Here is a 26,640-nt window from a genome sequence, read left to right on the forward strand (position 1 = left end):
GCCGCTCATGACGCGGTCGGCGGGAGCGTGGACGGCCGGCGTAGCGGAACACGTCGACGGGCGGAACTCACCAGGAGTAGAAGCCCTGCCCGGTCTTGCGGCCGAGGTGCCCCGCCCTCACCTTCTCCAGGAGAACGGCGGGGGGCGCGAATCTCTCCCCCACCTCGCGCGCGAGGTGCTCCGCGATCGCCAGCCGCACGTCGAGCCCCACCACGTCCGTCGTCTTCAGGGGACCCATCGGGTGCTTGTAGCCCAATGTCATGGCCGTGTCGATGTCCTCCGCGGAGGCGACCCCGTCCTGGAGCATCCGCATCGCCTCCAGCGCGAGCGCGACTCCGAGCCGGCTGCTGGCGAATCCCGGGGAGTCGGTGACCGTGATGGCCGTCTTCCCCAGTGCCTCCACCCATGCCTGGGCTTCGCCCACCAGTTCCGGCGCGGTCTTCGGGCCCACCACGATCTCGACGAGTTCGCTGGCCGGCACCGGGTTGAAGAAGTGCAGTCCCACCAGCCGGTCGGGCGCCGGAAGGTCCGACGCCAGCCCGTGGACCGGCAGGCTCGAGGTGTTCGTCGCCAGGTACGCGTCCGGGGCCACTGCCGCCACCGAGGCCAGCACCCGCCGCTTCAGCTCCATGTCCTCCGGCACGGCCTCCACCACCAGCCCGCACCCGGCCAGCACCCCGGGATCGGTGGAGACCGAGAGCCGGGCGGCGACTTCCGGCAGCGGTCCGGGGAGCTTTCCGCGCTCCCGTGCCCTGGTCAGGCTCGTCTCCACCCGCTCACGGGCCGCGACGGCGGCCGGTTCGGAGACCTCCACGACGGTCACCGACGTGCCGGCCAGCAGGAAGGCGTGCGCGATGCCCGCTCCCATGCGGCCACCGCCGTACACGCCGACGTTCTCGGGCAGACTCATCGGTTCTCCGATCCATGGGTGACGTTCTCGAGGACGACGGCGAGGGCCTGGCCGACGCCGATGCAGATCGCGGCAACCCCCCAGCGGTCACCACTCAGGCGCAGCCGGTGCGCCAGGGTGCCGAGAATCCGGGCACCGGAGGCACCCAGCGGATGCCCGATGGCGATCGCGCCACCCCAGGCGTTGACGATCGCGGGATCGATCCTCCAGGCGTCGACGCAGGCCAGCGACTGGACGGCGAAGGCCTCGTTCAGTTCGACGGCGGACACGTCGGACCATGTGATCCCGGCCCGGGCCAGCGCGGCGTTCGCCGCTTCCACGGGGGCGAAGCCGAAGTCCTGCGGGGCCAGCGCGTGCGTCCCGCGTCCCGCGATCCGCGCCAGCGGACCGGCCCCGACGGCCTCCGCGGCGGCCTCGGAGCCGATGACGAGAGCGGCGGCGCCGTCATTGAGCGGAGAGGCGTTGCCAGCCGTGATCGATCCGCCGGTGCGGAAGGAGGGTTTCAGCCCGGCCAGCGTTCCTGGCGTCGAGCCGGGCCGGATGCCCTCGTCACGGGTGAGCCCCGTCTCGGGCACGGGCACCACGAGATCGTCGTAGTGGCCGGACTCCCAGGCCGCGTGGGCCAGTTGATGTGACCGGGCGGCGAAGCCGTCCTGCCGCTCACGGGAGATCGCGAACCGGTCGGCGAGCTGCTCGTTGCACTCCCCCAGCGAAGCGGTCCACTCCTGGGGCATCCGCTCGTTGACCAGCCGCCAGCCGAGCGTCGTCGACACGGCGGTGACGTTCCCGGCCGGATAGCCCTTGGCTGGTTTGGGCAGCACCCAGGGCGCGCGGGTCATCGACTCGACGCCCCCGGCCACGACGATGTCGGCGTCCCCGCACTCGACGGCGCGTGAGGCGGTCATCGCGGCGTCCAGCGACGAGCCGCAGAGCCGGTTGACCGTCGACCCCGGTACCGAGACCGGCAGCCCGGCCAGCAGCACCGCCATCCGCGCGACGTTCCGGTTGTCCTCCCCGGCGCCGTTGGCGTTGCCGTAGACGACATCGCCGACGCACGCCGGATCGAGGGAGGGCACCTTGCCGAGCACGCCGGTCAGGGCGGTCGCGGCGAGATCGTCGGGGCGGACTTCGGCGAGGGCGCCTCCGAAGCGCCCGAACGGCGTCCGCGCGGCGGCATAGAGGAAGGCGTGGTTCATGCGGCGTGCTCCTTGGAGATGAGCATGCTCTTCAGACCGTGCTGGACCACGGTGCCGTGCTGGTTGACGACGTGGGCCTGGAACTCCACTACCCCGCGGTCGGAGTGGGAGGAGGACGGACGCCGGGCGGTCACGGCGTAGTCGACGTGCAGGGTGTCACCGAAGTGGATCGGGGCGGTGAACCGCCAGTCGCTGATGCCGAGGAAGGCGATCACCGACTGGTCGAGTTCACCCGTGCGTGCCCACATCAGCCCGTGGGCGAAGGAGAGTCCAAGCAGGCCGTGGGCGATCCGGGTGCCGAACGGCGTCCCCTTGGCGAACTCCTCGCTGGTGTGCAGCGGGAACCGGTCACCGGTGAGCCCGGCGAAGGCACCGACGTCGGCCTCCGTGATGGTCCTCGACGGGCTGCTCCAGGAGCGGCCTACGACCAGGTCGTCGAACCAGAGCGTCATCGCCCCGCTCCGCCGCCCGTGCCGGTGGTGAGGACGACCTTGCCCTTGACCTTGCCTTCCCTCACGTACTGCAGGGCGTCACCGGCCCTCTCCAGCGGGAACGTCCTGTCGACGGCCGCGTTGAGCTTGCCCCGCACGAACAGGTCGAACATCTCGGCCATGGTCGACCGCATCAGCTCGGGGTGCCGGTCCCGGTAGTCGCTGCTCTGCAGGCCCACCACGCTGATGCTCTTGACCAGCAGGTGACCGGGCTTGATCGGGTTCTGCCCGCCGGAAGCGAAACCGACGACGACGATCCTGCCCTCCCACGCGGTGGCCCGGATGATCTGGGTGAGGTAGTCGCCGCCCAGCATCTCCAGCACCACGTCGACGCCCTTGCCGTCGGTGGCGGCGAGGAGGTCGTCGCGCAGTGTCTCCGGAGTCGAGGTGAGCACCACGTCGGCGCCCTGCCGGCGGGCCAGTTCGCCCTTGCCGGCGTCCTGGGCGAGAGCGATGACCCGGGCGCCCCGGGCCTTGGCGAGCTGCACGCCGGCGGATCCGACCCCGCCACCGGCGCCGGTGACGAGCACCGTCTCACCGGAGCGCAGCTGACCGCGCCGGAGCAGGCCGAAGTAGGCCGTGGAGTACACCAGGCCGAAGGCCGCCGCCTCCTCGTCACTCATCTCGTCGGGGAGCTCCATGACCAGCTCCTCGGGGACGGACAGTTGTTCGGCGTAACCGCCGTACTCGACCAGGGCCAGTACCCGCCGGCCGACGGTGATCCGCTCGACGCCCTCGCCCACCGCGATCACGCGTCCGGCCGCTTCCTTGCCCGGGCTGAACGGGCGCTGCGGCAGGTTCTGGTAGGTCCCCTCGACCACGAGGGCGTCCGGGAAGTTGACACTCACCGCGCCCACCCCGATGACGACCTCACCGGGTCCCGGTACCAGGTCGGGCACCTCCTCGACCACGAGACCGGAGGGGGGACCGAACTCCTTGACGAGTACAGCACGCATCGTTGGCTCCTTGGTGAAATGTGTGTGTGGGGCCGGGCGGTCAGGCCCAGGGCGACGCGTCGCCGAGCTCGGCCAGTGAGGGGTAGGGGGCGGTGCCGGGCGCGCGCCGGAGCGCGGCGGAGACGGGGCTGGGCAGGGTCGCGAACGACGCGTCACCACCGGGCGCGGACACCCGCTCGGGGGCGTCGACGTCGACGAGTCCCGCGTCGACCGCCTCGTCGAAGGTGGCGACGACCACGGTGCAGACGTCCTCACCGTCCAGCACGCTTCGCCAGTGATCGCTGGTCTCGGCTGCGAACCGGGCGGCGAGCGCCGTGACGACGTCCTCCTCCTGTCCGGCGTCGTCGTGGAACTTCTCGTCCAGTCCGACCAGTTGGACGAGGCGCTCCCAGAACTTCTGCTCCAGCGCGGCGCAGGCGATGTGGCGGCCGTCGGAGGTCGGGTAGACGTGGTAGCGCGGGCTGCCGCCGGTGAGCTGCTCGGCGCCCGGCTTCGGCCAGCCGGCGCCGGCCTGGTGGGCCGCGAAGTAGCCGTAGCCGAGGACCTGAAGGTTGTGGGTCATCGACACCTGGAGGTGTGTGCCCTCGCCCGCGCGGTCGCGCTGCCGCAGGGCGAGCAGGATGTTGACGACCGCCGGGTAGGTACCGGCGGCGATGTCCGCGAGAACGGTGACCGGCAGTCCCGGCGCGCCCGTACTGTCGGTGACGACTCCGAGGAGACCGGACTCCGCCAGGTAGTTGAGGTCGTGCCCGGCCCGCTGGGCGTGCGGACCGGTCGGCCCGTAGCCGGTGATCGAGCAGTACACGACGTCGGGGTTGACCGCGCGGACGGCGTCGTGTCCCAGACCGAGCCGGTCGGCGACTCCCGGCCGGAACTGCTCCATGACCACGTCGGCCTCGGCGGCCAGTTCCAGAACCCGGTCGCGCTGGGCGGGGTCCTTGAAGTCGACGCCGTAGGCCCGCTTGCCCCGGTTGAGCACGGCGTAGTTGGCGCTCGCCTCGCCGAACTTCGGGTCGTAGGTGCGCATCTCGTCGCCCCGGCCCGGCCGTTCGAGCTTGACCACGTCGGCGCCGGCCTCGGCGAGCATCAGCGTCGCCAGGGGGCCGGGGAGAAGGGTGGAGAGGTCGAGGACCTTGATGCCGTCGAGGGGCAGGGCGGCGTTCACGCGATCATCTCCCGCAGCTTGAACTTCTGGATCTTCCCGCTCGGGGTCATCGGCAGCTCGGGCGCGTTGACCACCCGCTCGGGGAGGTAGTGCTTGGACAGGCCCTGGGCGAGCAGGTAGTCCGCCAGGTCGGCCACCGTCGGCTCCGGTGCGCCGGCACGGGTCACCAGCACCGCGCAGATCCGCTCGCCGAGCCGCTCGTCGGGGATGCCGACCACGGCCGCGTTGACCACGTCGGGGTGGTCGAAGAGGACCGACTCGACATCGGTGACCGGGATGTTCTCCCCGCCGCGGATGATGATGTCCTTGGTACGCCCGCGCAGGGAGAGCCAGCCGTGCTCGTCCAGGCTGGCCCGGTCGCCGGTCCTGAACCACAGGCCGGGCAGGTAGGCGTCGTCGGTGGCGTCCGGCCGGTCGTAGTAGCCGTAGACGACACCCGGCCCCCGCATGAGCAGGTCGCCGACCTCGCCGGGCGGTACGTCGCGGCCGTCGGGCCCGACGACGCGGACCTCGGAGCCGTCGAAGATCGACCCGTCGGTGCGCTGGATCGCGGCCGGCTCGTCGGGCGTGCAGGAGCTCATGATGCTGCACTCGGTGAGGCCCCACGCGGGGGCGATGTAGGCCCCGAGGGCCTCCTGGGCACGCGCGGGGAGATTGCGGGGCACCGGGGAGCCGGCGATCACCAGGCATTCCAGCGGACAGTCCGGGTCGCCCGCGAGGTCGGTGCGCATCATGTCCTGGAGGAAGGTGGGAGCGCCGAAGAACGCCGTGACTCCCTCCTCGCGGATCACACGTACGCCCCAGACCGGATCCCACCGGTCGACATGCACCGCGGTGCCCGCGAGCAGCACCGTCAGCACGATGCCCCATGCGAAACCGGTGTGGTGGCCGACCGGCGAGGCGACCAGGTGCACCATCGGGGCGCCGTACACCTGTGGACCGATGTGCTCGGCCTGGCGGCGGACGGCGTAGATGAGCGTGTTGTGACTGTGCATCGCGCCCTTAGGCTCACCGGTGGTGCCGGAGGTGAAGCCGAGGTAGCAGATGCGGCTGGGTACGGGGTCGGGGAACGTCCGCGTCGGCACGCCGGTGTGGCTCGACCAGAGCGACTCGCCGTCGCGGAGGTCCGAGGCGTCGTCGTCGAGGACGACGACGTGCTCGAGCGTCGGTATGCCGGCCCGCAGCCTGCGGGAGAGCTCGAGGTGCTCGGTGCTGCGCCACCGCCGCGGAATGACCAGGACCTTGGCCTTGCTGCGGCGAAGGATCGCGGCGGCCTGGCGTTCGCCGTACGCCACCGGGATCCCGGCGTAGACGGCGCCGAGCTCGTTGATGCCGAAGACCATCTCGGGATACTCGACCCAGTTGGGAAGCATCAGGACGACGGCGTCGCCCCGGGCGACTCCCAGGGAGGCGAAGACGCTCGCCGCGTGGTGGGCGTTCGCGTCGAACTCGGCGTAGGTGCGGCTCACCCGGTTGCCGCCGGTGCGGTGTCCCACGAGCGCCACACGGTCCGGATGAGCCTGCGCCGCGTCGGTCAGCAGGGAGCGGATCGACCGCTCCTCCCACCAGCCGGCGTCCCGCCATGCCTCGGCGTCGACGTCGGTGACCGGGGTGTGCTGGCCGTCGAGGAGATCGGTCAGCGGGGTAACGCTCTGACTCGTGGTCATCATCCGTCCTTACGAAGGGAGGTGCCCGGGGCGAGGCCCACCAGGGTGCGCGCGGTGGTGACGGCGGCGCCCTGGAGGTCGGCGGCGGCGCGCAGGGAGACCGCGTCGCGCAGGTACCGCTCGGCCGGGTACTCGGCGAGGTAGCCGTAGCCGCCGTGCGACTGAAGTGCGGCGGCCGCCACGGTGATCGCGCCGTCGCAGGCCTCGCGTGCGGCCGAGAGGGAACGGACCGGGTCGTCGGCCACGGCCACCGCGGCCGCGAGGGCGATCGCGCTGCCGGAGGCCTGGGCGAGCAGCGACTGGCGCACCGTGGGGAGGGCGGTCAGCGCGTCGCCGAACTGCTGGCGGCCGGCGGAGTAGGCGGCGGCCGTGTCGGCGGCGGCGGCTGCCGTGCCGGCGGCAACGGCGGCGGCCCCGAGCCGGAGCCGGACCTGTGCCGCCGGGACGTCGACGCCGGTCAGTTCGGTGACCTCGGCGACGCCCGCCTCGACGTCGGCGGACCGGGTGAGGGCCCCGCCGAGGCCGGTCCGGCGCAGCGGACGGTAGGTGAGCGCGGCAGGGTCGATGAGGAGCGCCCTGTCCTCGTCGGCGAGGACGAGGAGGTGCGGTGCCTCGGCGGCCGCGTCGATCCGGTCGACCGAGCCGCTCAGGGTGGTGCCTGACCGGGTGAGCCGGACGTGGGCGGAGCCGGCGTCGACGACCGCGACTGCCGCGGTCCCGGCGTGCACCCGGCCGACGAGGTCGGCGCAGCGCTCGTCGCTCGCGAGCACGTCGATGGCGGCGTGTGCCTGGGCGCAGGCCCAGCCGAGCGCCGGCCAGGTGCGGCCGAGCCGTTCGAGCGCGATCACGGTGGTGGTGCGGTCGGCGCCGCCGCCGCCGTGCTCCTCGGCGGTCCCCAGGGTCCAGACGCCGAGTTCGACGAGTTCGGCGGTCAGTCGTGCGACGGCTTCCGGCTCGTCGGTGAGGACGAGGTCGTGATCGGCGGCGAAGGCGTCCAGCATGGCCATCAGGTCACGCTGGTCGCTGTCGAGTGCGGGGCCGTGCCAGCTCATGCCCAGAAGCTTTCGGACTTGGGCTCGCGGCGCTCGCCGAACGCGGCGCCGACCTCGTGCGCCTCCCGGGTCTGCAGGTACAGCGAGAGCTGCTGGTCGTGGGCCATGCGGGCCTGTCCTGACACCCCGTTGTGGCGGGCCGAGAACGCCCCCTTCATCGCGCCGATGGCCAGCGGGCTGCGGGTGGTGATCTCCCTGGCCACCTCGACGGCGCGGGGCAGGGCCTCACCGGGGGCGACGACCTCGTTGACCAGGCCCATGTCGAGGGCCTGGGCGGCGGTGTACTTCCGGTTGAGGTACCACATCTCCTTGGCGCGCTTGCGGCCGATGGTGTCCTCCAGGTACCAGGAGCCGTAGCCGGCGTCGAAGCTGCCGACCATGGGGCCGACCTGCCGGAAGACGGCGTTCTCGGAGGCGATGGTCAGGTCGCACACGGTGTGCAGCACGTTGCCTCCGCCGACCGCGAAACCGTTGACGGCTGCGATGATCGGCTTGGGGATGGTGTCGAGCGCCTGGTAGACGTCGATGACCGGCAGCACCTGGGACTGGTCGAGGGAGGTGACCGGGTCGTGTTCGCCGCCGATGCAGAAGAACTTGTCGCCGGTGCCGGTGAGCACGGCTGCGCGCAGGTCGCGGTCCAGCCGGAACCGCTGCAGCGCGTCGACGAGTTCCAGGCAGGTCTGGTGGCGGAACTTGTTGCCGGCCTCGGGCCGGTTGATGGTGAGGGTGAGGACCGCGTCGGTGCGGTCGATGAGGATGTCGTCGTACGTCGGTGCGTTCATCGGGTGTTCTTCTCTCCGGTGCGGAATCCCTGACCGTTCTTGGCGCCGAGCCGCCCGGCGGCGACCATCCGGCGCAGCAGAGGGGGCGGGGCGTAGCGGCTGTCGAGCGTCGCGGCGTAGGCGCTCTCGGTGGCGTGGAGGTGGACGTCGAGGCCGATCATGTCGAGCATCTCGAAGGGCCCGGACTGGTAGCCGAGGCCGAGCTTGAGGGCCACGTCGATGTCCTCGGCGGTGGCCAGGCCGTCGTCGTACTCCTGGATGACGTCGTTGAGGTAGGGCAGCAGCAGCGCGTTGAGGAGGAAGCCGGGGCGGTCCTTGACGACGACCGGTTCCTTGCCGTCGAGGGAGGAGACCAGCGCCACCAGTCGCTCGACCAGCCGGGGGTCGGTCTGCAGTGCGCGGACCACCTCGACGGTGCGCATGACCGGTGCGGGGTTGAAGAAGTGGAGGCCGGCGACCCGCTCCGGGTGCGGCAGGGCCGCGGCCAGGTCGGTGACCGACAGGGCGGAGGTGTTGGTCAGGACGGGCGTCTGCTCGCCCACGACGGCGGCGGCCTCGGCCAGCAGCGCCTTCTTCACCTCGGCGTTCTCCGTCACCGACTCGACCACGACGTCGACGCCGGCCAGGTCGGCCATGCTCGTGGTGCCGGTGATGTGCGCCAGCGTGGCCTGCTTGGCGTCCTCGGTGATCTTGCCGCGGGCGATGCCGCCGTCAAGGAAATCGGCCACCGCGGCGAGGCCGGCGTCGACCCGGGACACGTCCGTCTCCAGGGCGACGACGTCTCGACCGGAGGCCGCGAACACCTGCGCGATGCCGGCGCCCATCGTGCCGAGGCCGAGCACCCCGACCCTCGGGAAGTCGTTCATCGTCTGTCTCCTTCAGGACCCGAAGAGGCGGGTGTCGTCGTAGGTGTAGAAGCCGCGGCCGGTCTTGCGGCCGAGGTCGCCCGCGGCGACCATCCGCTCGACCATCGGCGGCGGGAAGAAGCGCGGATCACGCAGCTGCTCGTAGAGGCGTGTCGCGACCTGCTGGTGAATGTCCATGCCGACGATGTCCAGCAGCCGGAAGGGGCCCATGGGATGTCCGAGTCCGCCGAGCACGGCGGCGTCGATCGACTCCTTGGTGCCGAGGCCCGCCTCGAGGGCGCGGATGCAGGAGTTCTCCCACGGGATCAGGAACCGGTTGACGATGAAACCGGGCCGGTCCTGGGTGGCGACGCCGGTCTTGCCGAGGGAATCGAGGAATGCGACGGTCGCCTTGTGCGCCCAGTCGGCGGTGTGGCGGCCGTCGGCGACCTCGACCAGCTTCATCAGCGGTGCGGGGTTGCAGTAGTGGGTGCCGACGACCCGCTCCGGCCTGCGCGATCCGGACGCGATGCCGGTGACCGACAGCGTCGAGGTGTTGGTGTGGAACAGCGTCCGTTCGGAGACGATCTCGTCCAGCCTGCCGAAGGTGTCCTTCTTCAGCTGGAGGTCCTCGAAGACCGCCTCGACCACGACGTCGCAGGGCGCGAGATCGGTGAGGGTGGTGCTGCCGGTCAGGGCGTCCTTGGCCGCCTGGGCGGTGGTCGCGTCGAGTTTGCCGAGCTTGACGCTCTTGTCGAAGAAGCCGTGCACGGTGTCGATGCCGCGCTTGAGGTTGCCCTCGTCGACGTCGTAGAGGATCGTCCGGTGCCCGGCGCGCGCCATCACGGTGGCGATGCCCGAGCCCATGGTGCCTGCGCCGAGGACGGCGACGGTCTTGCTCACCTTGCTCACTGGTTCTCCCTGAAGTGGCCGTGGCGGTCTCAGCGGACGCTCTGGCCGCCGTCGATGACGATGACCTCGCCGGTCATGAAGTCCGAGGCGCTGCCGGCGAGGAGCAGCAGCCAGGGCTCGAGCTCCTCCGGCCGGCCCATGCGGCGAGCGGGGATGGCTCGCGTGACCTTGGCCAGGGCGTCGGTGTCGGCGCGCAGCGCGCTGTTGAGCGGCGTGGCGAAGTAGCCGGGTGCGATCGCGTTGACCTGGATGCCGTGCCGCGCCCACTCGACGGCCATGGAGCGGGTGAAGGCGATGACGCCGGCTTTGGAAGCGGAGTAGGCCGCGTGGGCGGCGACGCCCTGGAGGGCGAAGTTGGAGGCGATGTTGACGACCTTGCCGGAGCCCTGCGCGACCATGTGGCGGCCGGCTGCCCGGGTGGCGAGGTAGGTGCCGCGGAGGTTGGTCGCGACCACCCGGTCCCATTCCTCGGCCGACTGGTCCAGGAGGGGGGTGGAGGCGACGATGCCGGAGTTGTTGACCAGGATGTCGACCCGGCCGTAGGTCTCGACGGTCGCCTCGACCATCCGCTCCACCGCCGCCTCGTCGGTGATGTCGGTCGGGCAGGCGAGCGCCCGGCCGCCGGCGGCCTTGGCCTCGTCGACGAACGCGTCCAGCTCCGTGCCGGTGCGGGCGGCGACGGTGACCGCGGCTCCGGCCGCGACCAGGGCCGAGGCCATCGACCGGCCGAGCCCCCGCCCGGCTCCGGTGACGATCGCGACCTTGCCGTGCAGGTCCGTCATGTCAGCTCTCCCATCGCCCGGGTGATCTCGCGGCCGATGAGCAGCCGTTGGATCTCGTTGGTGCCGTCGTAGATCTGGGTGACCTTGGCGTCGCGCAGGCAGCGCTCGACGCCGAGGGGTGCGAGGTCGCCGTAGGGGCCGAGAATGCGGGTGGCCTCCACCGCCGCGGTGAAGCCCAGGTCGGTGCAGGCCTGCTTCATCATCCCGATCTGTCCGGTCGGAATGTCGGTGGCGGTGTCGACCTGGCGGGCGACCGCGTGCAGCAGCAGCCGTCCCTGCAGGATCCGGCCGCGCAGCTCGGCGAGGGCGAAGGTGTGCTCGTCGGGCAGCCGGGCGCCGTGCAGCCGGGTCAGGGCGGCCAGGGTCCGCGCGTAGGCGGCGCGGGCCAGGCCGACGCCCTGGGCGGCGGCGCTGATCCGCGACTTGACGACGGAGTTCATCACCACGCGCCAGCCCTGGCCCTCCTCGCCCAGGAGGTGGCCGGCCGGGATGTGCACGTCGTCGAAGAACAGCTCGGCGGTGCTGGAGCCGTGCATGCCCATCTTCTCGAACGGGCGGCCGCTGCTGACGCCGTCCCAGCCGCCGTCCACGACGAACGCGCTGATGCCGCGGCGTCCGAGGCTCTTGTCGACGGTGGCGAAGCAGATGATCACTCCGGCCCGGTCGCCGGTGGTGATGAAGGTCTTCGCCCCGTTGAGCAGGTAACCGTCCCCGGTCGGCCGGGCCGTGGTCCGCAGGGAGGCGACGTCGCTGCCGGCGTTGGGCTCGGTGATGCCGAGCGAGCCGTAGACCGAGCCGTCGAGCAGACCGGGGATGTACCGCCGCGCCAGTTCGTCGCTGCCCGCGAGGAGGATCGGGTACGCGGCGTGCATCTGGGTCATGAACACGAGCGACGTCGCCGCGCAGCCGGCGGTGACCTCCTCCATCGCCACGGCGTACGCGACGTTGCTGTCGTCCGTGCCGCCGAGGTGCGTGGGGAAGACCAGACCCATCAAACCGGCCCGGGCCAGGGCCTGCACACTGTCGTGGGCGAAGGCGTGGGTGGCGTCGAGTTCGGCCGCGCGGGGAGCCACCTCTCGGGAGACGACCTCGCGGGTGAGGGCCCGGACCTCGCGTTCCCGGTCGGTCAGGGCGGCGTCGGCGGCCGGCTCGTCCAGCAGGCCGTGCAGGGCGAGGTAAGCCTTGGGGTCGGTATCGAGGGCGAGCGGTTCCACGCTCATGTCGACTCCTCGGGGGCGTTCGTCGGGGCGGCGAAGACGGCGGGGCGTCGCTCCAGGAAGGCACTGATGCCCTCCTCGGACTCCGCTCCGCCGACGGCGAGTGCGGCCAGTGCGGTCTCGTGCTGGAGCCCGGCGTCGAGGGGCGCGTCACGGCCGGCTTCGAGCGCGGTGAGGATCGAGCGCACGGCCAGCGGACCTTGCGCGGCGATCCTCTCGGCGAGCGTCGTGACGGTCTCCGCGAGGTCGTCCGGCGCGACCGGCGGCACCGGGGTGAGCCCGAGCCGGTGGGCGCGGTCCGCGTCGAGCCTGGCGCCGGTGAGCATCAGGTACGCCGCGGTCGGGGACCCCACCGCCCGGGGCAGCCGCTGAGTGCCCCCGTACCCCGGGATGAGGCCGAGGCCGGACTCGGGCAGGCCGAGCGAGGCGCGGGTGGAGAGCACGGAGAAGGTCGACGCCAGGACGAGTTCGAATCCGCCGCCGAGGGCCACGCCGTTGACGGCGGCGATGACCGGGACGGCGGCGCGCTCGATGTCGCGCAGTACCCGCTGGCCCGAGCGCATCTTCTCGTGGGCGCGGTCCGGACCCATGCCGACGAGTTCCTTGAGGTCCGCACCGGCGCAGAAAGCTTTCTGCCCGGTGCCGGTGACGACCACCGCGCGGACCGCCGGATCCGCCTCCGCCTCGAGCACGGCGGCGCGCAGCGCGGCGAGCACCTCGGTGTTGAGCGCGTTGTGGGCCTCGGGCCGGTTGATGGTCAGGGTGGTGACCGCACCGGCGCGGTCCACGAGCAGCACGTCGGAACTGCTCACGAGGCCACCGCCGGGGTGCCCACACCGATCGTGCCCGCGCTGGCGAGGTCGGTGATCTCCTGGTCGGAGTAGCCGAGTTCGCCCAGGACGTCGCGGGTGTCCGCGCCGAGTTCGGGGAACCGCTCGTTGCGCGGCACGGTCTGCGAGGCGAGCCGGAACGGACTGCGCACGCTCACCAGTTCGTCCTGGGAGCCGGGGACCGGAAGCAGGCTCCCGCGGGCGACCACCTGCGGGTCCTTCACCACCTCGGACAGCGACTGGACGAGGGAGGCCGGCACCTGGACGTCGCCGAGGACGCGGAGCCATTCGGCCGCCGGGCGGGTCGCGAGGCGCCGGGCGACGACCCCGGTGATCCGCGGGCGGTGCTCGCGGCGGTCGGCGTTGTCGGCGAGGGCCGGGTCCGCTCCGAGCTCGGGAAGGCCGACGGCGTCGCAGAACCGCTGCCACATCGCGTTGTTGCCGATGGCCACGACGATGGGGCGGTCGGCCGTCTCGAAGGGCTGGTAGACGGCGAGCACCGAGTCGGTGCCGCCGCTGGGCGCGGGTTCCGCCTCACCGGCGCAGTAGGCCGCGATCCGGGGCGCCATCAGCGCGAGGTCGGTGTCGAGGAGGGACACGTCGATGGTCTCGCCCTCACCACTGCGGCGCTGCCGTACCAGGGCGGCGTTGATCGCGATCGCCGCGGCCATGCCGGTCACCACGTCGGAGAGCGCGGTCGAGACGCGCTGGGGGCTGCGGCCCCGCTCACCGGTCACGGACATCAGACCGGACCGCGCCTGGGCCACGAGGTCGTAGCCGGGCAGGCCGCTGTCGGGCCCGTCGAGGCCGAAACCCGACATCGCGCAGTAGACCAGCCGCGGGTTGCGTGCCCGCAGGGTCTCGCTGTCTATGCCCAGGCGGGTGAGCTTGCTGGGGTTCATGTTCTGGAGGAAGACGTCCGCGGTGTCGAGCAGCCGCGACAGCACCTCACGGCCGGTGTCGGCGCGCAGGTTGACCGCCAGGGACCGCTTGTTGCGGTTGGCCGAGGAGAACCAGGCCGAGGCGCCGTCCACGAACGGCGGCCCCCAGCTTCTGGTGTCGTCACCATGACCCGGCCGCTCCACCTTGACCACGGTGGCTCCGAGGTCAGCGAGGTACATCGCAGCTGTGGGACCGGCGTACGAGGTCGTCATGTCGACCACGCGCACACCGTCCAGGGGGCCCTGGGGGGCCGGTGTCAAAGTCATAGCCTTCACCGCTTCATAATGTCGAACATTTTAAGGGTGGTCAATAGTGGACCTTTTGAGGCCGTGGGCCGCCCGAGCGCCAGCACCGGGCGACCCACGGGGTCCTTCAGAGAGCGGCGGAGATACGTTCCGGGCCGGCCGCGGACCCGTCCGTGGACCGCTCCGCCGGGTCGTCCGACCACGCGATCTCGTCGTCGCGGGATTCCCGTGAGACCGCGACGGCCACGAACGTCAGCACGCCACCGACCACGATGTAGAGCGAGAGGGGCCAGGCGGCGCCGAAGCTGTCGAAGAGCGCAGCGGAGATGAAGGGCACCGGGGCGCTGAACAGCAGCCCGCCGAGCGTGTACGCGATCCCCGAGCCGCTGTAGCGCAGCTGGGTGGGGAACAGCTCGGGAAGGAAGGCGGAGATCGGCGCGTAGGTCAGCGCGTGGCAGATGGGCAGTGCCAGCAGCATGGCGGCGATGATCGCCACCGGGTGGTGCGTGTCGACCAGCCAGAAGAACGGGAAGGCCATGACGGCCGTGGCGACGCAGCCCACCATCAGGACCGGGCGCCGCCCATAGGTGTCACAGAACCTCGCCGTCAGCGGGATCGTCGCCATCTGCACCAGCGAGGCCAGACACACCGCGGCGAGCACGACGTTCCTGCTGACGCCGTCACTGGCTCCGTAGGTCAGCGCGAAGACGGTCGCCATGTAGAAGGGGATGTTCGCGGCCGCCATGGCCAGCGCGCCGATGACCACACGACCACCGGCCTTGCGCATGACGACACCGGCCGGGAAGCGCTCCTGCTGCCCCTTCTCCTTGACCGCCTCGAATGCCGGCGAGTCCTCGATCTTGAGCCGGATGTAGAGACCGAGGGCCACCAGCACCGCGCTCACCAGGAACGGAACGCGCCAGCCCCAGGACTCGAGTTGCGCCGCGGGAAGCTGCTGCACGATCCAGAACATGCCGGTGGCGAGAACCAGGCCGAGCGGCACCCCCACCTGCGGCCAGCTGCCGTAGAACGCCCGCTTGTTCTTGGGTGCGTGCTCCACGGCCATCAGTACCGCACCACTCCACTCGCCCCCGAGCGCCAGGCCCTGGATGAAGCGGCAGACCACCAGGAGGATCGGCGCCAGGATGCCGACTTGCGCGTGCGTGGGCAGCAGGCCGACCGCGACGGTGCTCAGGCCCATCATCATGAGGCTGGTGATCAGCATCCGCTTCCGGCTCACCCGGTCACCGAAGTGACCGAAGATCAGCGCACCGAGCGGGCGTGCCACGAACGCGACACCGAAGGTCGCGAAAGCGGCCAGGGTGCCGATCAGCGGGTCGAGGTCGGGGAAGAAGAGCTCGCCGAAGACCAGCGCAGACGCGGTACCGAAGATGAAGAAGTCGAAGAACTCGATTGCCGTGCCGATGAGGCTGGCACCAGCGACCCGCACGATCGAGACCTGCGGGCTGTCGGAGGAAGAGGCCACGATGTCCTCCAGGACGGGGTGGTCCGCGCTGCTGGCGACACCGGGCGGTGTAGCGCGAGTCACAATGTGCGACACCCGGAAACTACCGACGCTAGACAGGATGCGCAAGGTCCAACATTTAACAGATCGCGTTCTGGACCGAGCCCTGTCCTCGACAACGGCGGCTTGACCGGGACCGCCTACCGGCCGCTGCCCGCCAGGGGGCGCGGACTCACTTCAGGTGCCGGTCCAGGAACCGGAAGCCGACCACGGGGTGCCGGTGTGCCCTCCCGGGCCGGCGTGCGGTGTCTTCTCCTCGCCGCCCAGGGCATCGAACAGGTCCAAGGCCCGTCGGCGCGGTTGCCTTCGTCGTCCCACTGCAGCAGGAACAGGAGTGGGATGGTGACCTGCCGCGCCTCCTCATGCTGGGCGCGGGGCACGAACCGCCGGCAAAGAAGCCCGCGGCCACGATGCGGGCCGGCCTCCGTCGGCTCTGTGACCGTCGGCAGCGAGCTGCTGGGAACGGTCGACCGCTCGATCTGCGGGGGGGGGCGTTCGCGCGTACGCACGGTGTGGCCGGCCGGGCAGGCGGTCAGGCACCGGCAGCCGGGACTACCGCTTCTTCCTGCCCTTCTCCGCTCCCTTCTGGCTCTTTTCCTGGTGCTTCCGAGCGGCTTCGGGCTTGGCTCGCTGTTGGCCCGGAGCCTTCTCCTTCGCTTCCTTTCCGGGATGGGAGGAGCCCCTGACCACGCCGCTCGGGGTACCGTCCGGGTCCTGTTGAGGCGTGGGGGCCGTGGTGTGGTGCGCGGTTGCCCCGGTGACCGGGTCCTGGCTCGGGTCGGCCGGGGCCGACCGCGGGCTTCGCACCGCGGGGGTGTCGGAGAGCGGCTCGGCCGGGGCGTCGGAGACGGAAGACGGAGTCGCGGGTGTCGCGTCATGTCGTGCCGGGGCGTCGGAGACGGCGAGGGCGGTGGTCAGGACCGCGGCGAGCGCGGCGGTTCCACTGGCGACCAGGGCACGGCGCCGTGCAGTTGCTGTCTTCTGCTCGGTCGGGCTGCCGCCGGGCGGCGGCCTGTGGTGCGTGCGCTCGGCGGCCCGCGCCGGTTCCCGATTCGGTGCGACGTTCGCGGTCCGGGTCACGGGCGGGAGGGGTGCGGGAGGTGCGGCACCGGCCAGGGAGGCCAGTATCCGGGCGCATTCATGTGCCGGAGGGCGGTTCCACGCATCGAGGGCGGTCATGCTCCGCAGCAGGGCCGCGAAATCCCCGGGCAGGGAGTCGGGCAGTTCGGGCGGGCGGTGCAGCCGGGCGATCGCGGCCTCGAGGGGGCCGCCGCCGTACTCGAGCCTGCCGGTGAGGCACTCGAGGAGGACCAGCCCGAGGGCGTAGACGTCGACGGCCTGGCTGACGGGACGGCCGAGCACCTGCTCGGGTGACAAGTACGCGGCTGTGCCGATGAGTGTGCCGGTGGCGGTCTGGGTCGTGCCATCGAGCAGCCGGGAAATCCCGAAGTCGGTCAGGTGCGGACGCCCGGAGCCGTCCAGGATGATGTTGGACGGCTTCACGTCACGGTGAACGATCTCCGCCGTGTGCGTGTGGGCCAGCGCCGCGGCGAGACCGGCGCCGAGCGCGGCCGCCTCATCGGGAGCGAGAGGCCCTTGGGCGATGCGGCCTTTCAACGTGGGGCCTTCGATCAACTGCATCACGAGGTAGGCGCGGTCGTGGTGCTGTCCGGCGTCGTAGACGGTGACCAGCCCGGGGTGCTGCAGTCCGGCCAGTAGCACCGCTTCGCTGCGGAAACGTTCTTCCATGTCGACACCGGCACCGGGCCGGAATACCTTGACGGCCACCCTGCGTCGCAGTCGCAGGTCGAGACCCCGGTGGACGTCGGCGGCACCACCCGCGCCGATGAACGCGTCCAGGCGGTACCGCCCGGCGAGCACGTCGGCGGAAAACCCGGAGGCCAGTGCCAAAGCCGACTCGCGGAGTCGCATGTCATCTCCCACTGCTTCGAAGAGGGCCCGCACAGGCCCTCGTGGCCCACGGCGTGCCCGAGACGCGTACCCGCCAGGGGCCGGCCGACGCCTGGGCGGCAGCCGGCCGAAGCCACTCGCGCCGTCGCGGGGCGAACGCCTCCCTGTTTCCGCCCACTTCGGGCGAGCAGTCTCAGTGCGACTTCGACCACACCGCCAACGGTGACCCGCCGTCAACCGCAACCCTGCTGCCTGTGACCTGCATGAAGACGGCGAAGAGGGGGCAGACGGTCGGCCTGAGACGGGAGGGTGCGATGACAATGACGGAGCAGCCGGCCACGCCGGCCAAGGAGAAGACCACTCGCTGCGCACATCACGACGGCCACGGTCCGGGGGGCGGCGCCGAGGCCCCGGAGTCCCCGCGTGAGCGGGTCAACCGCCGCTGGAACGAGGTCCTGCAGGAGACGCGGGTCACTCAGACCGGTGTGCAGATTCTCTTCGGCTTCCTGCTGAGCGTGGCCTTCACACCGCTGTTCCGAGAGCTGGGAACGGTGGACCGTGCCATCTACGTCGCCACCGTGGTGCTCGGCGCTTCGGCCACCGGAGCGCTCATCGCACCCGTCTCCATACACCGCTTCCTGTCCGGCCAGCGGATGAAGAACGAAGTGGTCGAGGCCGCCTGTCGTCTGATGACGTGCGGCATGGTCCTGCTCGCGCTGACCATCGGTTGCACGCTGCTCCTCATCCTGCGTTTCGTGGTTCCCGGCGTCCTCGCCGAAGTACTCGTCGTCGGTGTCATGCTGTGGTTCGGCCTCTGCTGGTACGTGCTGCCCCTGCGCATACGACGTCGCGCCGCTCGTCGTTCCGCCGACGACGAGGCGTAGCGCACACGCCGGTCCAGGGACCCCGCGTGGCTCTCCGTATCGGGGCCGGTCACGGGGGTACCCGGGCCGGGTCCGCAGGAGTGCCGGCCATGAGAGGGTGTCGCGATGGGCGAGAAACACCGGATCGACGAGCTGCGCCGCGTCGCCCGGGAACGGTTCGGGTGGGCCGACCTGGCCGCCGAGCAGACGGAGGCGATGGACGCGCTGCTCGACGGCCGCGACGTGCTGGTCGTCATGCCCACCGGCTCCGGCAAGTCGGCGATCTATCAGGTGCCGACCGTCATGCTCGGTGGTCCCGCCGTCGTGGTGTCACCGCTGATCGCCCTGCAGCGCGACCAGGTCACCGGCCTGCGGGAGAGCGCGGCACCGGACGCCGTGGCCGTGAACTCCGCGCAGCCGCGGTCGGCCACCGACAAGGGCTGGCGGGCGATCCGCGACGGTGACGCCGAATACCTGTTCCTCTCCCCCGAGCAGCTCGCCAAGGACCAAGTCGTGGAACGGCTGCGGGACTTGGGCCCCTCGCTGTTCGTCGTCGACGAGGCCCACTGCGTGTCCGCCTGGGGGCACGACTTCCGCCCGGACTACCTGAACCTGGGCGAGGCCGCCGAAAGGCTGGGCCGCCCGCCGGTACTCGCTCTGACGGCGACGGCCGCGGCGCCGGTCAGGGACGACATCGTCGAGCACCTGCACATGCGCGATGCCCACGTCGTGACGGCCGGAATCGACCGGCCGGCCATCCATCTGTCCGTGCGCACCTTCACCGACGACGCCGCCAAACGCGAGGCCGTCTCACGCTGGACTGCCGCAGCGCGCGCTCCCGGCATCCTGTACACCGCCACCCGCAAGGACACCGAGGCGTACGCGGAGCGGCTCCGGCAGGACGGCGTGGACGCGGAGGCGTACCACGCGGGTCTGAAGGCCGCGGACCGCCGGCGGATCCACGACGGGTTCATGGCCGGCGCTCCCGCCGTGGTGGTGGCCACCTCCGCGTTCGGGATGGGCATCGACAAGGCGGACGTACGGTTTGTCGCCCACGCGTCCTGCCCGGAGTCCCTGGACTCCTACTACCAGGAGGTCGGGCGCGCGGGGCGGGACGGAGAGGCGGCGCAAGCGGTGCTGTTCCACCGCCCCGAGGACCTGGGACTGCAGAAGTTCATCAAGGCGCGGTACCTGGACGCCGACGCGCTGCGCCTCCTCATGACCACGCTGCTGGACCAAGGCGCCCCGCAGAGCCGCAGCCGGGTGGCGGAGCTGTGCGGCCTGTCACGCCGTAAGACCAGCGATCTGCTGAACCTGCTGGAGGAGGCGGACGCGGTGGTTGCCGACGGCAGGCGGCGCGCGGTGCGGGCCCGGCCGGGTCGCACGGCGGACGAGGCCGCCGAAGCGGCGGTGCAGGTGTTCGAGCGGCGGCAACGCATCGACCGGTCACGCATCGAGATGATGCGCGGCTACGCGGAGACGCCGTCCTGCCGCCGGCAGTTCCTTCTGGGCTACTTCGGTGAGCAGCTCGACGTACCGTGCGGCCGGTGCGACGGGTGTGACCGCGAGGACGAGCCCTCCGCCACCGGGGGCGGCCGGCGGGAGGCCACTCCCCCGGCCGGGCAAGGCGAGCTCTATGAGCCGAACGACCGGGTGCGCCACGCGGAGTGGGGTGCGGGCACGGTCATGCGCACGGAGGCGGACCGCCTCGTCGTACTGTTCGAGCAGGTCGGCTACAAGACGCTGTCCTTGACAGCGCTGCGGGAGGGCGACTTGCTGACCGGGAGCTGAAGCGCACGGCGACCGCCTCCCCGGCCAGTCGTCGGCCGTACGCGGTCGACACCAGGCCGTACCTGGAGCACATCCCCACTGGCGAGTGGCTGCTCGGCCGGCCCCGGTGTCCGCCACGACGACTTCTTCGCCCCGGAGCCCGCCGACCCGACTGCTCGCGTTCGGGTGGGGAAGGAGGCCGCCGCCTTCTTCCGGCAGCACCTGGGCTGACCGGCGGCACGGCACATACGGAAGTCGGACGCGTGCGATCGCCGCTGCCACCGCGAGCGGCGGGCGTGGTCGGTCGACTCGGCTGCCTCAGTAGATGCTCAGGCCGTACGCCGACAGCCACTCGGTCACCGGCTGGTAGTAGGTGACCCCTCCCGAGCTGCAGTTTCCACTGCTGCCGACGATGATGCCGAGGGCCGTTCCGCCCGAGAAGGCCGGACCGCCGGCGTCTCCGGGCTCGGAGCAGATGGTCGACCGGAACAGCCCGTAGACGGTTCCTTCCCCGTAGTTGATGGTGAGGTTCACGGCCTGGACTGTCCCGCAGCGGTATCCGGTGGTCCGCCCGACGTGGCAGATGGACTGGCCGACGACAGGGTTCGCCGCGTTGGTGATGTCGCGTGTGCCGGCGCCGGCGCCCAGCGAGACCTCGCCCGGGTAGGCGACCGCCGTGTTGGTGTACCGGATGCTCGCGTAGTCGTTGCCCGGGAAACTCACTCCTGCGGTGACGCCGACTGCGACGGTCAGGGCCGGGTCGGCGTACCAGGTGCTGGAGCCCTGGGCGCACCGGCCCGGGACGAGCGCGTACAGCGTGGTGCCGGAGCGGGCGTTGAAGCCGACGGTGCAGCGGGCGCCGGCGCTGTAGAGGGTGTCGCCCCCGCGCACCGCGACGGCCGCCTGTCGCTCCGCTCGCTGGCCGGCATGCGCGGCCGGTCCGACGACGGCGGACCCACCCAGGAGCAACGCGAGTACGACGACCGCCCGGACGATGGTTCGGAGGGGCATTTCGGAACGCATGGGACTCACGACGACCTCCTACGGCATGTACCTGCCATTGTGGGTCCCTCCGTCTCGGATGGTCAGGCCGAAAGCCGCCAACCACGCGGCGTCCGGACGGGACCGGCGCCTGCCCTCCGGCCAACACCGGCGCTCTCCAAGGCCGTCCGCGCCCCTCCCTTTCGGTCCGTCCGCTCCTATGACCGCGGTGTGCTGTCCGAGCGCCACGTGGTGAGACGAGGGCGGCCCGGCAGTTCGGCGCGGCCGGTGGACCACAACAGGGTGAGCCAGGGATCCGCACCGCCCGGAGCCTCCGGGAACAGACGGGCGAGCACCCGCGAGCAGAGCGCGGAGGGCGGGGCCCAGGCAAGCCCGAAGCCTTCCGCCACATCGTGCATGTGCACCAGCGTTTCCTGCACCCCCAACGCCGCGAAGCCTCCGGGGTCCGACACCCCGGCGGCGTGGTGGGCGCGGACCTGGGGCGGCGTCGTACGCACCATGGCGACCAGCAGCGCGCCGCACGCCTCCAGCACCTGCAGCAGGCCGGCCGGACCCGCGTCACGGTCCGCATAGGCGAAGACCATGGGTCCGTCCGGCCGCTTCCGACGCAACGCGAAAGGCACATGGGTGTCCAGCGGCGGGCTCTGCGGCCCCAACTGCACGGCGTAGTAGAACAGGTCGTTGGCGAGGTGCTCGACGGTCTCCCAGCAGTCCCACTCCAGCGAACCGGCCTTACCACCCCACCCTTGTGCGGGTGCGTCCCGAAGGGTGCCCACGGCGAGCCGCACGGCAAGGTCGACGTCGTCCGCGGTGACGGGAGACAGCACTGGTCCTGTGTCGACTGATCGAGCCATGACAGCACCGTATCTGAGCGGACGCCACCGCCTGGTCCAGGAGACAGGCCACGAGCCGCCACTGAACACGCCCACGGCCCAGTCGCACCGGCAGCGCACAGCTTGGGCGGTCCGGGCCGTCGGCGGCCTCCTTCGGCGTGAGCGTGGGAGGCCACCGTCGGCGCTAGGTTCCTAGCGGTTGGTCCACAGGTTCCACGTCCAGGGCCACATGTTGCCCTCGGCGCACTGGTAACGGTCCCAGTGCCCGCGGTCGATGCCCTGCTGGCCGGCGGTCTGGCAGCCGCTCAGGGTCATGAACTTGCCGCGGTGGATGTCGAGGCCGTCGGCCGCCTGGACGGCGGACACCTGGGTCGCCGCGCCGGGCGCGGCGACGGCCGGCGCCGTCGCGCTCAGGCCGCCGAGTCCGACGGCGGCGAGCGCCGCGAAGGCGGTCAGTGCGGTGCGTACGCGCATGGTGAAGGTCCTTCCGGTTGGGTGTTGGCGTCGGTCCGTACGGCATCCGCCGACACGGCCGTGGGTTCCGGCACGCTCACCCCGGAGGGTGATGCGCTCAGCCGGTATGCCGAGTTTGCGCAGGAAAGGGCACCCCTACAACCAGATCCCGGTTGCTTCACCGATGTCGGGATAAATACAGTTCTGACCTGCTGGGACACGCCCGTCCCGGGACACGGGACAGCCGACGAGGACGCGGTTGCCCCTCGAGGAAAGGTCCCGATCGATGACCGGCCAACCACCGGATTCCCGGGCGGCAGCACGGAAGCTGGGCGACGCCCTGCGGAACCTGCAGCAGCGGTCGGGACGCACACTGCGCAGCCTGGAATCCCAGGTCCGTATGAGCGACTCGTCTCTCTCCCGCTACTTCCGCGGCGAAACCGTGCCTGCCTGGCCTGTGGTGCGGGAGCTGTGCCGGGCACTGGGCGCGGACCCTGCCGAGTACCGGGCCCTGTGGGAAGCAGCCGACTCGTCCCGCCGTGACGAATCAGTCGCCGACGACAGCGACGAGGCGCCCGGAGCCCCGGCCGTGCCCCGCCCGGCCCGGCAGCGCCGACGACACGGACCGTGGTCACGCCGCTGGATCATCGCCACCGCCGCTGCCCTTGTCGCGGTCGGCGGGCTGGTGACGGGCCTGCTGCTGTTCTCGGCGCGGAGCGATCGCGGCGGCGCTCCCGCGCAGGGCGCCGCGGCCGACGCGGGCAGGAGCGCCGGCGTCGTCGTCCACAACGTCGAGCGGAAATGCCAGAAGCCCCGCACCCACACCTGCGCGCTGGCTCTGGCGTACAGCCCCTACCGCCCCTACAACACCACCAACGCCGCCGACCGCGTCTGGCATCACGACCTGCTCCAGGCCCGCTGCACCGTCGCCAACGGCGTCACCGTCACCGACGAGAACCACAAACACACCAGCATCTGGATCCAGGTCACGCGCGACGGGAAACACCTCTGGCTTCCCGGGATCCGCGTACGCCCCGACCACCTCAACCAGCTCACCACCATCCTGCCCCTCTGCTCGCCCTGAGGGCGGGTCGGCTCGTGTCATGCCGTCATCGCCTTCCGGGCGCCGGGCACCGCGAGGCCGACCAGAACGGCCGCGACGACGCAGATCGCGGCGTTCGCGGCGAGCGCGGTCGTGACACCGGGCATGACCTGCCCCGTGGCGGAAGCCCCTGCCGCGGTCGCGATCGCCGACATGACCGGTGTCCCGAGGGTGATGCCGACCTGCTGGCTCATCGTCGCCAGCCCGGTGGCCAGGCCCTGCTCCCCGTCGGGCAGGCCGGAGGTGGCGGTCACCATGAAGCCGACGATCGCGACCAGATTCGCGACGCCTCCGGTGAACGTGGCGGCGAGAAGGACGATCAGCCAGACCGACGCGTCGCCGAGGAACGCCAGCGGGAGCGTGCCGGCGGCCTGGACGAGCAGCCCCGCGACGATGGCTCGTTTGCCGCCGACCCGATTGATGATCCGCGGAGCGACCAGGCCACCGATGACGGTGCCGGCGCCCAGGACGGCGAAGGTGAGACCGGTCTGGAGGGGCGTGTAGCCGCGGTCGTTCTGCAGGTGGAGGGTCAGCAGGAAGACGACGGAGGTCTCTGTCGCGAAGGCAATGATGCCGGCGAGGTTGGCCCAGCCGGTCGTTCGGCGCAGGAGCACGCCGAGCGGAACCAACGGCTCGGACACCGCACGTTCGGTGGCGAGGAAGACGAGTGCCATGGCGGCCGCGAAGAGCAGCGCGCCCCAGCTCCTGACGTCACCCCAGGAGTGTTCGCCGGCCTGCGTCAGGCCGTACACGCCGGCGACGAGGGCGAGCGTCACGGTCACCGCGCCCGGGACATCGAGTCGCGGGCGACGCTCCGCGGTGGTCTCCTTGAGCACGGCCGGGCCGACCGCCAGTACCAGGACCGCGACGATCACGTTGACGAAGAAGGCCCATCGCCAGTTGACCAGGTCGGTGAGCAGCCCGCCGAGGACGGCGCCGGTGGTGAAGCCGGCCGCCATCAGCGCTCCGTTGAGCCCGAGCGCCTTCTCCCGCAGTGGGCCCTCGGGGAACGACGTCGTCAGCAGGGACAGGGCGGCAGGGGTCACCGCAGCGGTGGCGACGCCCTGGGCGACCCGCGCGAGGAGCAGCAGCCACGGCTCGTCGGCGAGGCCGCCGGCCAGCGACGCGACACCCAGCAGCGCGATGCCGAGGAGGAATTGACGCCGCCGGCCGAACAGGTCGGCGCAGCGGCCGAAGAACAGCGTGAAGCCCGCGGCGCAGACGGCGAATGCCGTCGAGATCCACTGCAGGTCGGCCGGCCCGAATCCGACATCGCGGCCGATGCGCGGCAGGGCGACGTTCAGGATCGAGAAGTCCACGGCGAGGGTGAAGCTCGCTGTGAGGAGGACGAGGAGCGCCATGCGCTCACGGGCGCCCAGGGTGGTGCCGGGTGCGGCTCGGTCAGCAGCCGAGACCGGAGATTCCGTAGACATGCGGACAACCCTCGGGCGCCCCGTGCCGCCCAGCCAGAGTCCCCCGCCTGGTACCACTGACAGGGGCACCCACGGTCACGGCGGGTCCGTCACACTGGACCGGTGCAAGCCCACCGTCAGCAAGTCAGGCCCTCGAACGAGCTCGGCGACTACCTGCGCAGCCGTCGGAACGCCGTCACGCCCGAAGACGCGGGCATCCCCGTCTGGGGTACGCGCCGCGTACCCGGGCTGCGCCGGGAGGAGCTGGCCCACATCGCCGGCATCTCCGTGAACTACTACACCCGCCTCGAGCAGGGGCAGTCAGCCAACGCCAGTGACGCGATCATCGAAGCGCTCGCTCGGGCCCTGAACCTGGACGAAGCCGAGCGCGTCCATCTCTACGAGCTGGCCCGTCCCACCCCGGCCAAGCGGCGAAGGACCGCCCGGACCGAGACCCCGAACGCCGGGGCGCTCGCACTCCTCGCGGCCATGCCGACCGTGCCCGCACTGCTGCTCGGGAGGCGGAACGACGTGCTGGCCTGGAATCCCCTCGGGCACGCGCTGCTGGCGGGACACCTGCCTTTCGGAGCGCCCGACGAGCCGGCGAGCCGCCCGAATCAACTGCGCCTGCTCTTCCTCGACGCCCATACTCGTGAACTCCACCGGGACTGGGCCGATGAAGCAGCGCTCGCCGTCGCCTCCTTGCGGTACGTCGCCGGGCAGTACCCGGACGACCGCCTGCTCGCCGAGCTCATCGGCGACCTCTCCCTGCACAGCGCCGACTTCGCGCGGCTGTGGGCGAAGCACGACGTCCGCCTCTGCTCCAGCGGGACCAAGCGCCTGCGCCACCCACAGATCGGTGACCTCGACCTGCACTACGAGGCACTGCACCTCCCCGACAGCAACGGCCAGCGCCTGCTGACCCACACCGCCACGCCCGGCAGCGCCGCCGCCGACGCCCTGCAGTTGCTGCAGCGCTGACTGACGGAGGCACGGGCCGGGGACGGAAGCGTGTGGGACGCTGCTGCTCAGCGCCTCGTCTCGTACCTGGTGAGGACCACGCCGCCGGGGAACGTCCGTGTCTCCACCATTTCCAGGTTCACCCAGCCGTCCAGCGCGGTGAAGAACGGTGTGCCGCCGCCCACCAGGACCGGATGGGTGACGATCGCGTACTCGTCGATCAGCCCGGCGCGCATGGCCGCTCCGGCAAGCGTCGCGCCGCCGATGGTCATCGGGCCGCCGTCCTCCGCCTTGAGCCGCCTGATCTCGGCGATCGCGTCGCCGGTGACCAGGCGGGTGTTCCAGTCGACCTTGTCGATCGTCGAGGAGAACACCACCTTCGGCGTGTCCCGCCAGTTCCGCGCGAACTCGATCTCCGCCGGGGTGGCGCCCGGCTGCTCGTCGCCGGTCGGCCAGAAGGAGCTCATCGCCTCCCACAGCTTGCGCCCGTACAGCGACATGCCACTCGCCTGCTCGCGCTCGAGCCACCACTGGAACAGCTCGGGACTCGGCGGTCCGCTCCAGCCGATGTCGTCGCCCGCCGCGGCGGTGTAGCCGTCCAGGGTCAGGTTCATGGCGTAGATCAGTTTCCGCATGGCCCAGCCTTCCGTCCGTGGATGTACGGCGTATGGACCGGTGCGGCGCGGAAAACTCATCGGTGCGTGATCCGGGCTCGCCGGTGGCCCTCGTGCTCGGGGCTCAGCGTGAGGTACTCGGCCGACACGGGCAAGCACGCGCAACCGGCGATGCCGCCTGCCGCCCGAATGGACCGCGCCTG

General features: G+C 71.4%; 25 protein-coding genes and 1 pseudogene. 4 read left to right on the top strand and 22 right to left on the bottom strand.

What is annotated here, in order from left to right; genetic code table 11:
- Window positions 1–67: 67 nt before the first annotated feature.
- The 17 genes and pseudogenes from CNQ36_RS00830 to CNQ36_RS00910 all read right to left on the bottom strand — a co-directional run bounded on the left by CNQ36_RS00830 (window position 68) and on the right by CNQ36_RS00910 (window position 17,449).
- The gene (locus CNQ36_RS00830) at window positions 68–910 is read right to left on the bottom strand and encodes a 3-hydroxyacyl-CoA dehydrogenase family protein (protein ID WP_121544505.1); all 843 of its coding nucleotides are present in this window, start codon (window positions 908–910) and stop codon (window positions 68–70) included.
- On the bottom strand, window positions 907–2,106 hold the full coding sequence (locus CNQ36_RS00835; RefSeq protein ID WP_121544506.1) for a thiolase family protein: 1,200 nt from the start codon (window positions 2,104–2,106) through the stop codon (window positions 907–909). The genes CNQ36_RS00830 and CNQ36_RS00835 overlap by 4 nt, the downstream gene beginning before the upstream one ends.
- Complete coding sequence (locus CNQ36_RS00840) at window positions 2,103–2,558, bottom strand: MaoC/PaaZ C-terminal domain-containing protein (RefSeq protein ID WP_121544507.1); 456 nt, start codon at window positions 2,556–2,558, stop codon at window positions 2,103–2,105. The genes CNQ36_RS00835 and CNQ36_RS00840 overlap by 4 nt, the downstream gene beginning before the upstream one ends.
- Window positions 2,555–3,553, bottom strand: a complete 999-nt coding sequence (locus tag CNQ36_RS00845; protein ID WP_004936598.1) for an NADPH:quinone oxidoreductase family protein — start codon at window positions 3,551–3,553, stop codon at window positions 2,555–2,557. The genes CNQ36_RS00840 and CNQ36_RS00845 overlap by 4 nt, the downstream gene beginning before the upstream one ends.
- Before the next feature lie 40 nt (window positions 3,554–3,593).
- The gene (locus tag CNQ36_RS00850; protein ID WP_121544508.1) at window positions 3,594–4,718 is read right to left on the bottom strand and encodes a CaiB/BaiF CoA transferase family protein; all 1,125 of its coding nucleotides are present in this window, start codon (window positions 4,716–4,718) and stop codon (window positions 3,594–3,596) included.
- Entirely contained in the window at window positions 4,715–6,385 is a 1,671-nt protein-coding gene (locus CNQ36_RS00855) for an AMP-binding protein (RefSeq protein ID WP_121544509.1), read from the bottom strand. The genes CNQ36_RS00850 and CNQ36_RS00855 overlap by 4 nt, the downstream gene beginning before the upstream one ends.
- On the bottom strand, window positions 6,385–7,437 hold the full coding sequence (locus tag CNQ36_RS00860; RefSeq protein ID WP_004936592.1) for an acyl-CoA dehydrogenase family protein: 1,053 nt from the start codon (window positions 7,435–7,437) through the stop codon (window positions 6,385–6,387). The genes CNQ36_RS00855 and CNQ36_RS00860 overlap by 1 nt, the downstream gene beginning before the upstream one ends.
- Window positions 7,434–8,219, bottom strand: a complete 786-nt coding sequence (locus tag CNQ36_RS00865) for an enoyl-CoA hydratase-related protein (RefSeq protein WP_121544510.1) — start codon at window positions 8,217–8,219, stop codon at window positions 7,434–7,436. The genes CNQ36_RS00860 and CNQ36_RS00865 overlap by 4 nt, the downstream gene beginning before the upstream one ends.
- Window positions 8,216–9,085 carry a 3-hydroxyacyl-CoA dehydrogenase family protein gene (locus CNQ36_RS00870; RefSeq protein WP_121544511.1) on the bottom strand — a complete coding sequence of 290 codons (870 nt, stop codon included), beginning with the start codon at window positions 9,083–9,085 and terminating at the stop codon, window positions 8,216–8,218. Before CNQ36_RS00870 ends, CNQ36_RS00865 begins: the two co-directional genes overlap by 4 nt.
- A 12-nt stretch (window positions 9,086–9,097) precedes the next feature.
- On the bottom strand, window positions 9,098–9,976 hold the full coding sequence (locus CNQ36_RS00875) for a 3-hydroxyacyl-CoA dehydrogenase family protein (RefSeq protein ID WP_121544512.1): 879 nt from the start codon (window positions 9,974–9,976) through the stop codon (window positions 9,098–9,100).
- 29 nt (window positions 9,977–10,005) lie between these two features.
- Window positions 10,006–10,758, bottom strand: coding sequence for an SDR family NAD(P)-dependent oxidoreductase (locus CNQ36_RS00880; RefSeq protein WP_121544513.1), 753 nt, complete (start codon window positions 10,756–10,758; stop codon window positions 10,006–10,008).
- Window positions 10,755–11,978 carry an acyl-CoA dehydrogenase family protein gene (locus CNQ36_RS00885; protein ID WP_121544514.1) on the bottom strand — a complete coding sequence of 408 codons (1,224 nt, stop codon included), beginning with the start codon at window positions 11,976–11,978 and terminating at the stop codon, window positions 10,755–10,757. Before CNQ36_RS00885 ends, CNQ36_RS00880 begins: the two co-directional genes overlap by 4 nt.
- A complete protein-coding gene (locus tag CNQ36_RS00890) occupies window positions 11,975–12,787 on the bottom strand; it encodes an enoyl-CoA hydratase/isomerase family protein (protein ID WP_228312883.1) in 813 nt (270 codons plus the stop codon). The genes CNQ36_RS00885 and CNQ36_RS00890 overlap by 4 nt, the downstream gene beginning before the upstream one ends.
- Window positions 12,784–14,013, bottom strand: a complete 1,230-nt coding sequence (locus CNQ36_RS00895; RefSeq protein WP_121544515.1) for a CaiB/BaiF CoA transferase family protein — start codon at window positions 14,011–14,013, stop codon at window positions 12,784–12,786. The genes CNQ36_RS00890 and CNQ36_RS00895 overlap by 4 nt, the downstream gene beginning before the upstream one ends.
- A 106-nt stretch (window positions 14,014–14,119) precedes the next feature.
- Window positions 14,120–15,478, bottom strand: a complete 1,359-nt coding sequence (locus CNQ36_RS00900) for an MFS transporter (RefSeq protein ID WP_228312884.1) — start codon at window positions 15,476–15,478, stop codon at window positions 14,120–14,122.
- Between the two features lie 211 nt (window positions 15,479–15,689).
- A pseudogene (locus CNQ36_RS35145) lies at window positions 15,690–15,932 on the bottom strand (alpha/beta hydrolase); the annotation flags it as partial.
- Between the two features lie 137 nt (window positions 15,933–16,069).
- Window positions 16,070–17,449 (bottom strand): serine/threonine-protein kinase, encoded by a 1,380-nt coding sequence (locus tag CNQ36_RS00910; protein ID WP_121544517.1) that lies wholly within the window; start codon window positions 17,447–17,449, stop codon window positions 16,070–16,072.
- A gap of 293 nt (window positions 17,450–17,742) precedes the next feature.
- Between CNQ36_RS00910 and CNQ36_RS00915 the strand changes: the two genes are divergently transcribed.
- Both CNQ36_RS00915 and CNQ36_RS00920 read left to right on the top strand, forming a co-directional pair.
- Complete coding sequence (locus CNQ36_RS00915; RefSeq protein ID WP_121544518.1) at window positions 17,743–18,312, top strand: DUF6328 family protein; 570 nt, start codon at window positions 17,743–17,745, stop codon at window positions 18,310–18,312.
- Between the two features lie 105 nt (window positions 18,313–18,417).
- The gene (locus CNQ36_RS00920; RefSeq protein WP_121544519.1) at window positions 18,418–20,082 is read left to right on the top strand and encodes a RecQ family ATP-dependent DNA helicase; all 1,665 of its coding nucleotides are present in this window, start codon (window positions 18,418–18,420) and stop codon (window positions 20,080–20,082) included.
- Between the two features lie 297 nt (window positions 20,083–20,379).
- Here the strand turns inward: CNQ36_RS00920 and CNQ36_RS00925 are convergent, their stop codons facing one another.
- The 3 genes from CNQ36_RS00925 to CNQ36_RS00935 form a co-directional block, all read right to left on the bottom strand.
- The gene (locus CNQ36_RS00925; protein WP_228312885.1) at window positions 20,380–21,072 is read right to left on the bottom strand and encodes a S1 family peptidase; all 693 of its coding nucleotides are present in this window, start codon (window positions 21,070–21,072) and stop codon (window positions 20,380–20,382) included.
- Between the two features lie 188 nt (window positions 21,073–21,260).
- A complete protein-coding gene (locus CNQ36_RS00930; RefSeq protein WP_163013170.1) occupies window positions 21,261–21,917 on the bottom strand; it encodes a hypothetical protein in 657 nt (218 codons plus the stop codon).
- Window positions 21,918–22,088: 171 nt separating this feature from the next.
- The gene (locus tag CNQ36_RS00935) at window positions 22,089–22,370 is read right to left on the bottom strand and encodes a hypothetical protein (RefSeq protein WP_121544522.1); all 282 of its coding nucleotides are present in this window, start codon (window positions 22,368–22,370) and stop codon (window positions 22,089–22,091) included.
- Between the two features lie 265 nt (window positions 22,371–22,635).
- On the opposite strand from CNQ36_RS00935, the gene CNQ36_RS00940 reads away from it, so the two are divergent.
- A complete protein-coding gene (locus tag CNQ36_RS00940) occupies window positions 22,636–23,433 on the top strand; it encodes a helix-turn-helix domain-containing protein (protein ID WP_121544523.1) in 798 nt (265 codons plus the stop codon).
- A gap of 17 nt (window positions 23,434–23,450) precedes the next feature.
- On the opposite strand, the gene CNQ36_RS00945 is transcribed toward CNQ36_RS00940, so the two are convergent.
- Window positions 23,451–24,884 (bottom strand): MFS transporter, encoded by a 1,434-nt coding sequence (locus tag CNQ36_RS00945; protein ID WP_121544524.1) that lies wholly within the window; start codon window positions 24,882–24,884, stop codon window positions 23,451–23,453.
- A gap of 102 nt (window positions 24,885–24,986) precedes the next feature.
- On the opposite strand from CNQ36_RS00945, the gene CNQ36_RS00950 reads away from it, so the two are divergent.
- Window positions 24,987–25,844 carry a helix-turn-helix domain-containing protein gene (locus tag CNQ36_RS00950; protein WP_121544525.1) on the top strand — a complete coding sequence of 286 codons (858 nt, stop codon included), beginning with the start codon at window positions 24,987–24,989 and terminating at the stop codon, window positions 25,842–25,844.
- 47 nt (window positions 25,845–25,891) lie between these two features.
- Here the strand turns inward: CNQ36_RS00950 and CNQ36_RS00955 are convergent, their stop codons facing one another.
- Window positions 25,892–26,458 (bottom strand): dihydrofolate reductase family protein, encoded by a 567-nt coding sequence (locus tag CNQ36_RS00955; protein WP_121544526.1) that lies wholly within the window; start codon window positions 26,456–26,458, stop codon window positions 25,892–25,894.
- Window positions 26,459–26,640 lie beyond the last annotated feature (182 nt).

This window comes from Streptomyces fungicidicus (assembly GCF_003665435.1).
GTDB classification, from domain to species: domain Bacteria; phylum Actinomycetota; class Actinomycetes; order Streptomycetales; family Streptomycetaceae; genus Streptomyces; species Streptomyces fungicidicus.

Excerpts from the sequence above, each read along its gene's own strand:
- CNQ36_RS00830 (WP_121544505.1), bottom strand. The coding sequence starts at position 910 with ATGAGTCTGCCCGAGAACGTCGGCGTGTACGGCGGTGGCCGCATGGGA.
- CNQ36_RS00835 (WP_121544506.1), bottom strand. The coding sequence starts at position 2,106 with ATGAACCACGCCTTCCTCTATGCCGCCGCGCGGACGCCGTTCGGGCGC.
- CNQ36_RS00840 (WP_121544507.1), bottom strand. The coding sequence starts at position 2,558 with ATGACGCTCTGGTTCGACGACCTGGTCGTAGGCCGCTCCTGGAGCAGC.
- CNQ36_RS00845 (WP_004936598.1), bottom strand. The coding sequence starts at position 3,553 with ATGCGTGCTGTACTCGTCAAGGAGTTCGGTCCCCCCTCCGGTCTCGTG.
- CNQ36_RS00855 (WP_121544509.1), bottom strand. The coding sequence starts at position 6,385 with ATGACCACGAGTCAGAGCGTTACCCCGCTGACCGATCTCCTCGACGGC.
- CNQ36_RS00860 (WP_004936592.1), bottom strand. The coding sequence starts at position 7,437 with ATGAGCTGGCACGGCCCCGCACTCGACAGCGACCAGCGTGACCTGATG.
- CNQ36_RS00865 (WP_121544510.1), bottom strand. The coding sequence starts at position 8,219 with ATGAACGCACCGACGTACGACGACATCCTCATCGACCGCACCGACGCG.
- CNQ36_RS00870 (WP_121544511.1), bottom strand. The coding sequence starts at position 9,085 with ATGAACGACTTCCCGAGGGTCGGGGTGCTCGGCCTCGGCACGATGGGC.
- CNQ36_RS00880 (WP_121544513.1), bottom strand. The coding sequence starts at position 10,758 with ATGACGGACCTGCACGGCAAGGTCGCGATCGTCACCGGAGCCGGGCGG.
- CNQ36_RS00885 (WP_121544514.1), bottom strand. The coding sequence starts at position 11,978 with ATGAGCGTGGAACCGCTCGCCCTCGATACCGACCCCAAGGCTTACCTC.
- CNQ36_RS00895 (WP_121544515.1), bottom strand. The coding sequence starts at position 14,013 with ATGACTTTGACACCGGCCCCCCAGGGCCCCCTGGACGGTGTGCGCGTG.
- CNQ36_RS00910 (WP_121544517.1), bottom strand. The coding sequence starts at position 17,449 with ATGCGACTCCGCGAGTCGGCTTTGGCACTGGCCTCCGGGTTTTCCGCC.
- CNQ36_RS00915 (WP_121544518.1), top strand. The coding sequence starts at position 17,743 with ATGACAATGACGGAGCAGCCGGCCACGCCGGCCAAGGAGAAGACCACT.
- CNQ36_RS00920 (WP_121544519.1), top strand. The coding sequence starts at position 18,418 with ATGGGCGAGAAACACCGGATCGACGAGCTGCGCCGCGTCGCCCGGGAA.
- CNQ36_RS00925 (WP_228312885.1), bottom strand. The coding sequence starts at position 21,072 with ATGCCCCTCCGAACCATCGTCCGGGCGGTCGTCGTACTCGCGTTGCTC.
- CNQ36_RS00930 (WP_163013170.1), bottom strand. The coding sequence starts at position 21,917 with ATGGCTCGATCAGTCGACACAGGACCAGTGCTGTCTCCCGTCACCGCG.
- CNQ36_RS00935 (WP_121544522.1), bottom strand. The coding sequence starts at position 22,370 with ATGCGCGTACGCACCGCACTGACCGCCTTCGCGGCGCTCGCCGCCGTC.
- CNQ36_RS00940 (WP_121544523.1), top strand. The coding sequence starts at position 22,636 with ATGACCGGCCAACCACCGGATTCCCGGGCGGCAGCACGGAAGCTGGGC.
- CNQ36_RS00945 (WP_121544524.1), bottom strand. The coding sequence starts at position 24,884 with ATGTCTACGGAATCTCCGGTCTCGGCTGCTGACCGAGCCGCACCCGGC.
- CNQ36_RS00955 (WP_121544526.1), bottom strand. The coding sequence starts at position 26,458 with ATGCGGAAACTGATCTACGCCATGAACCTGACCCTGGACGGCTACACC.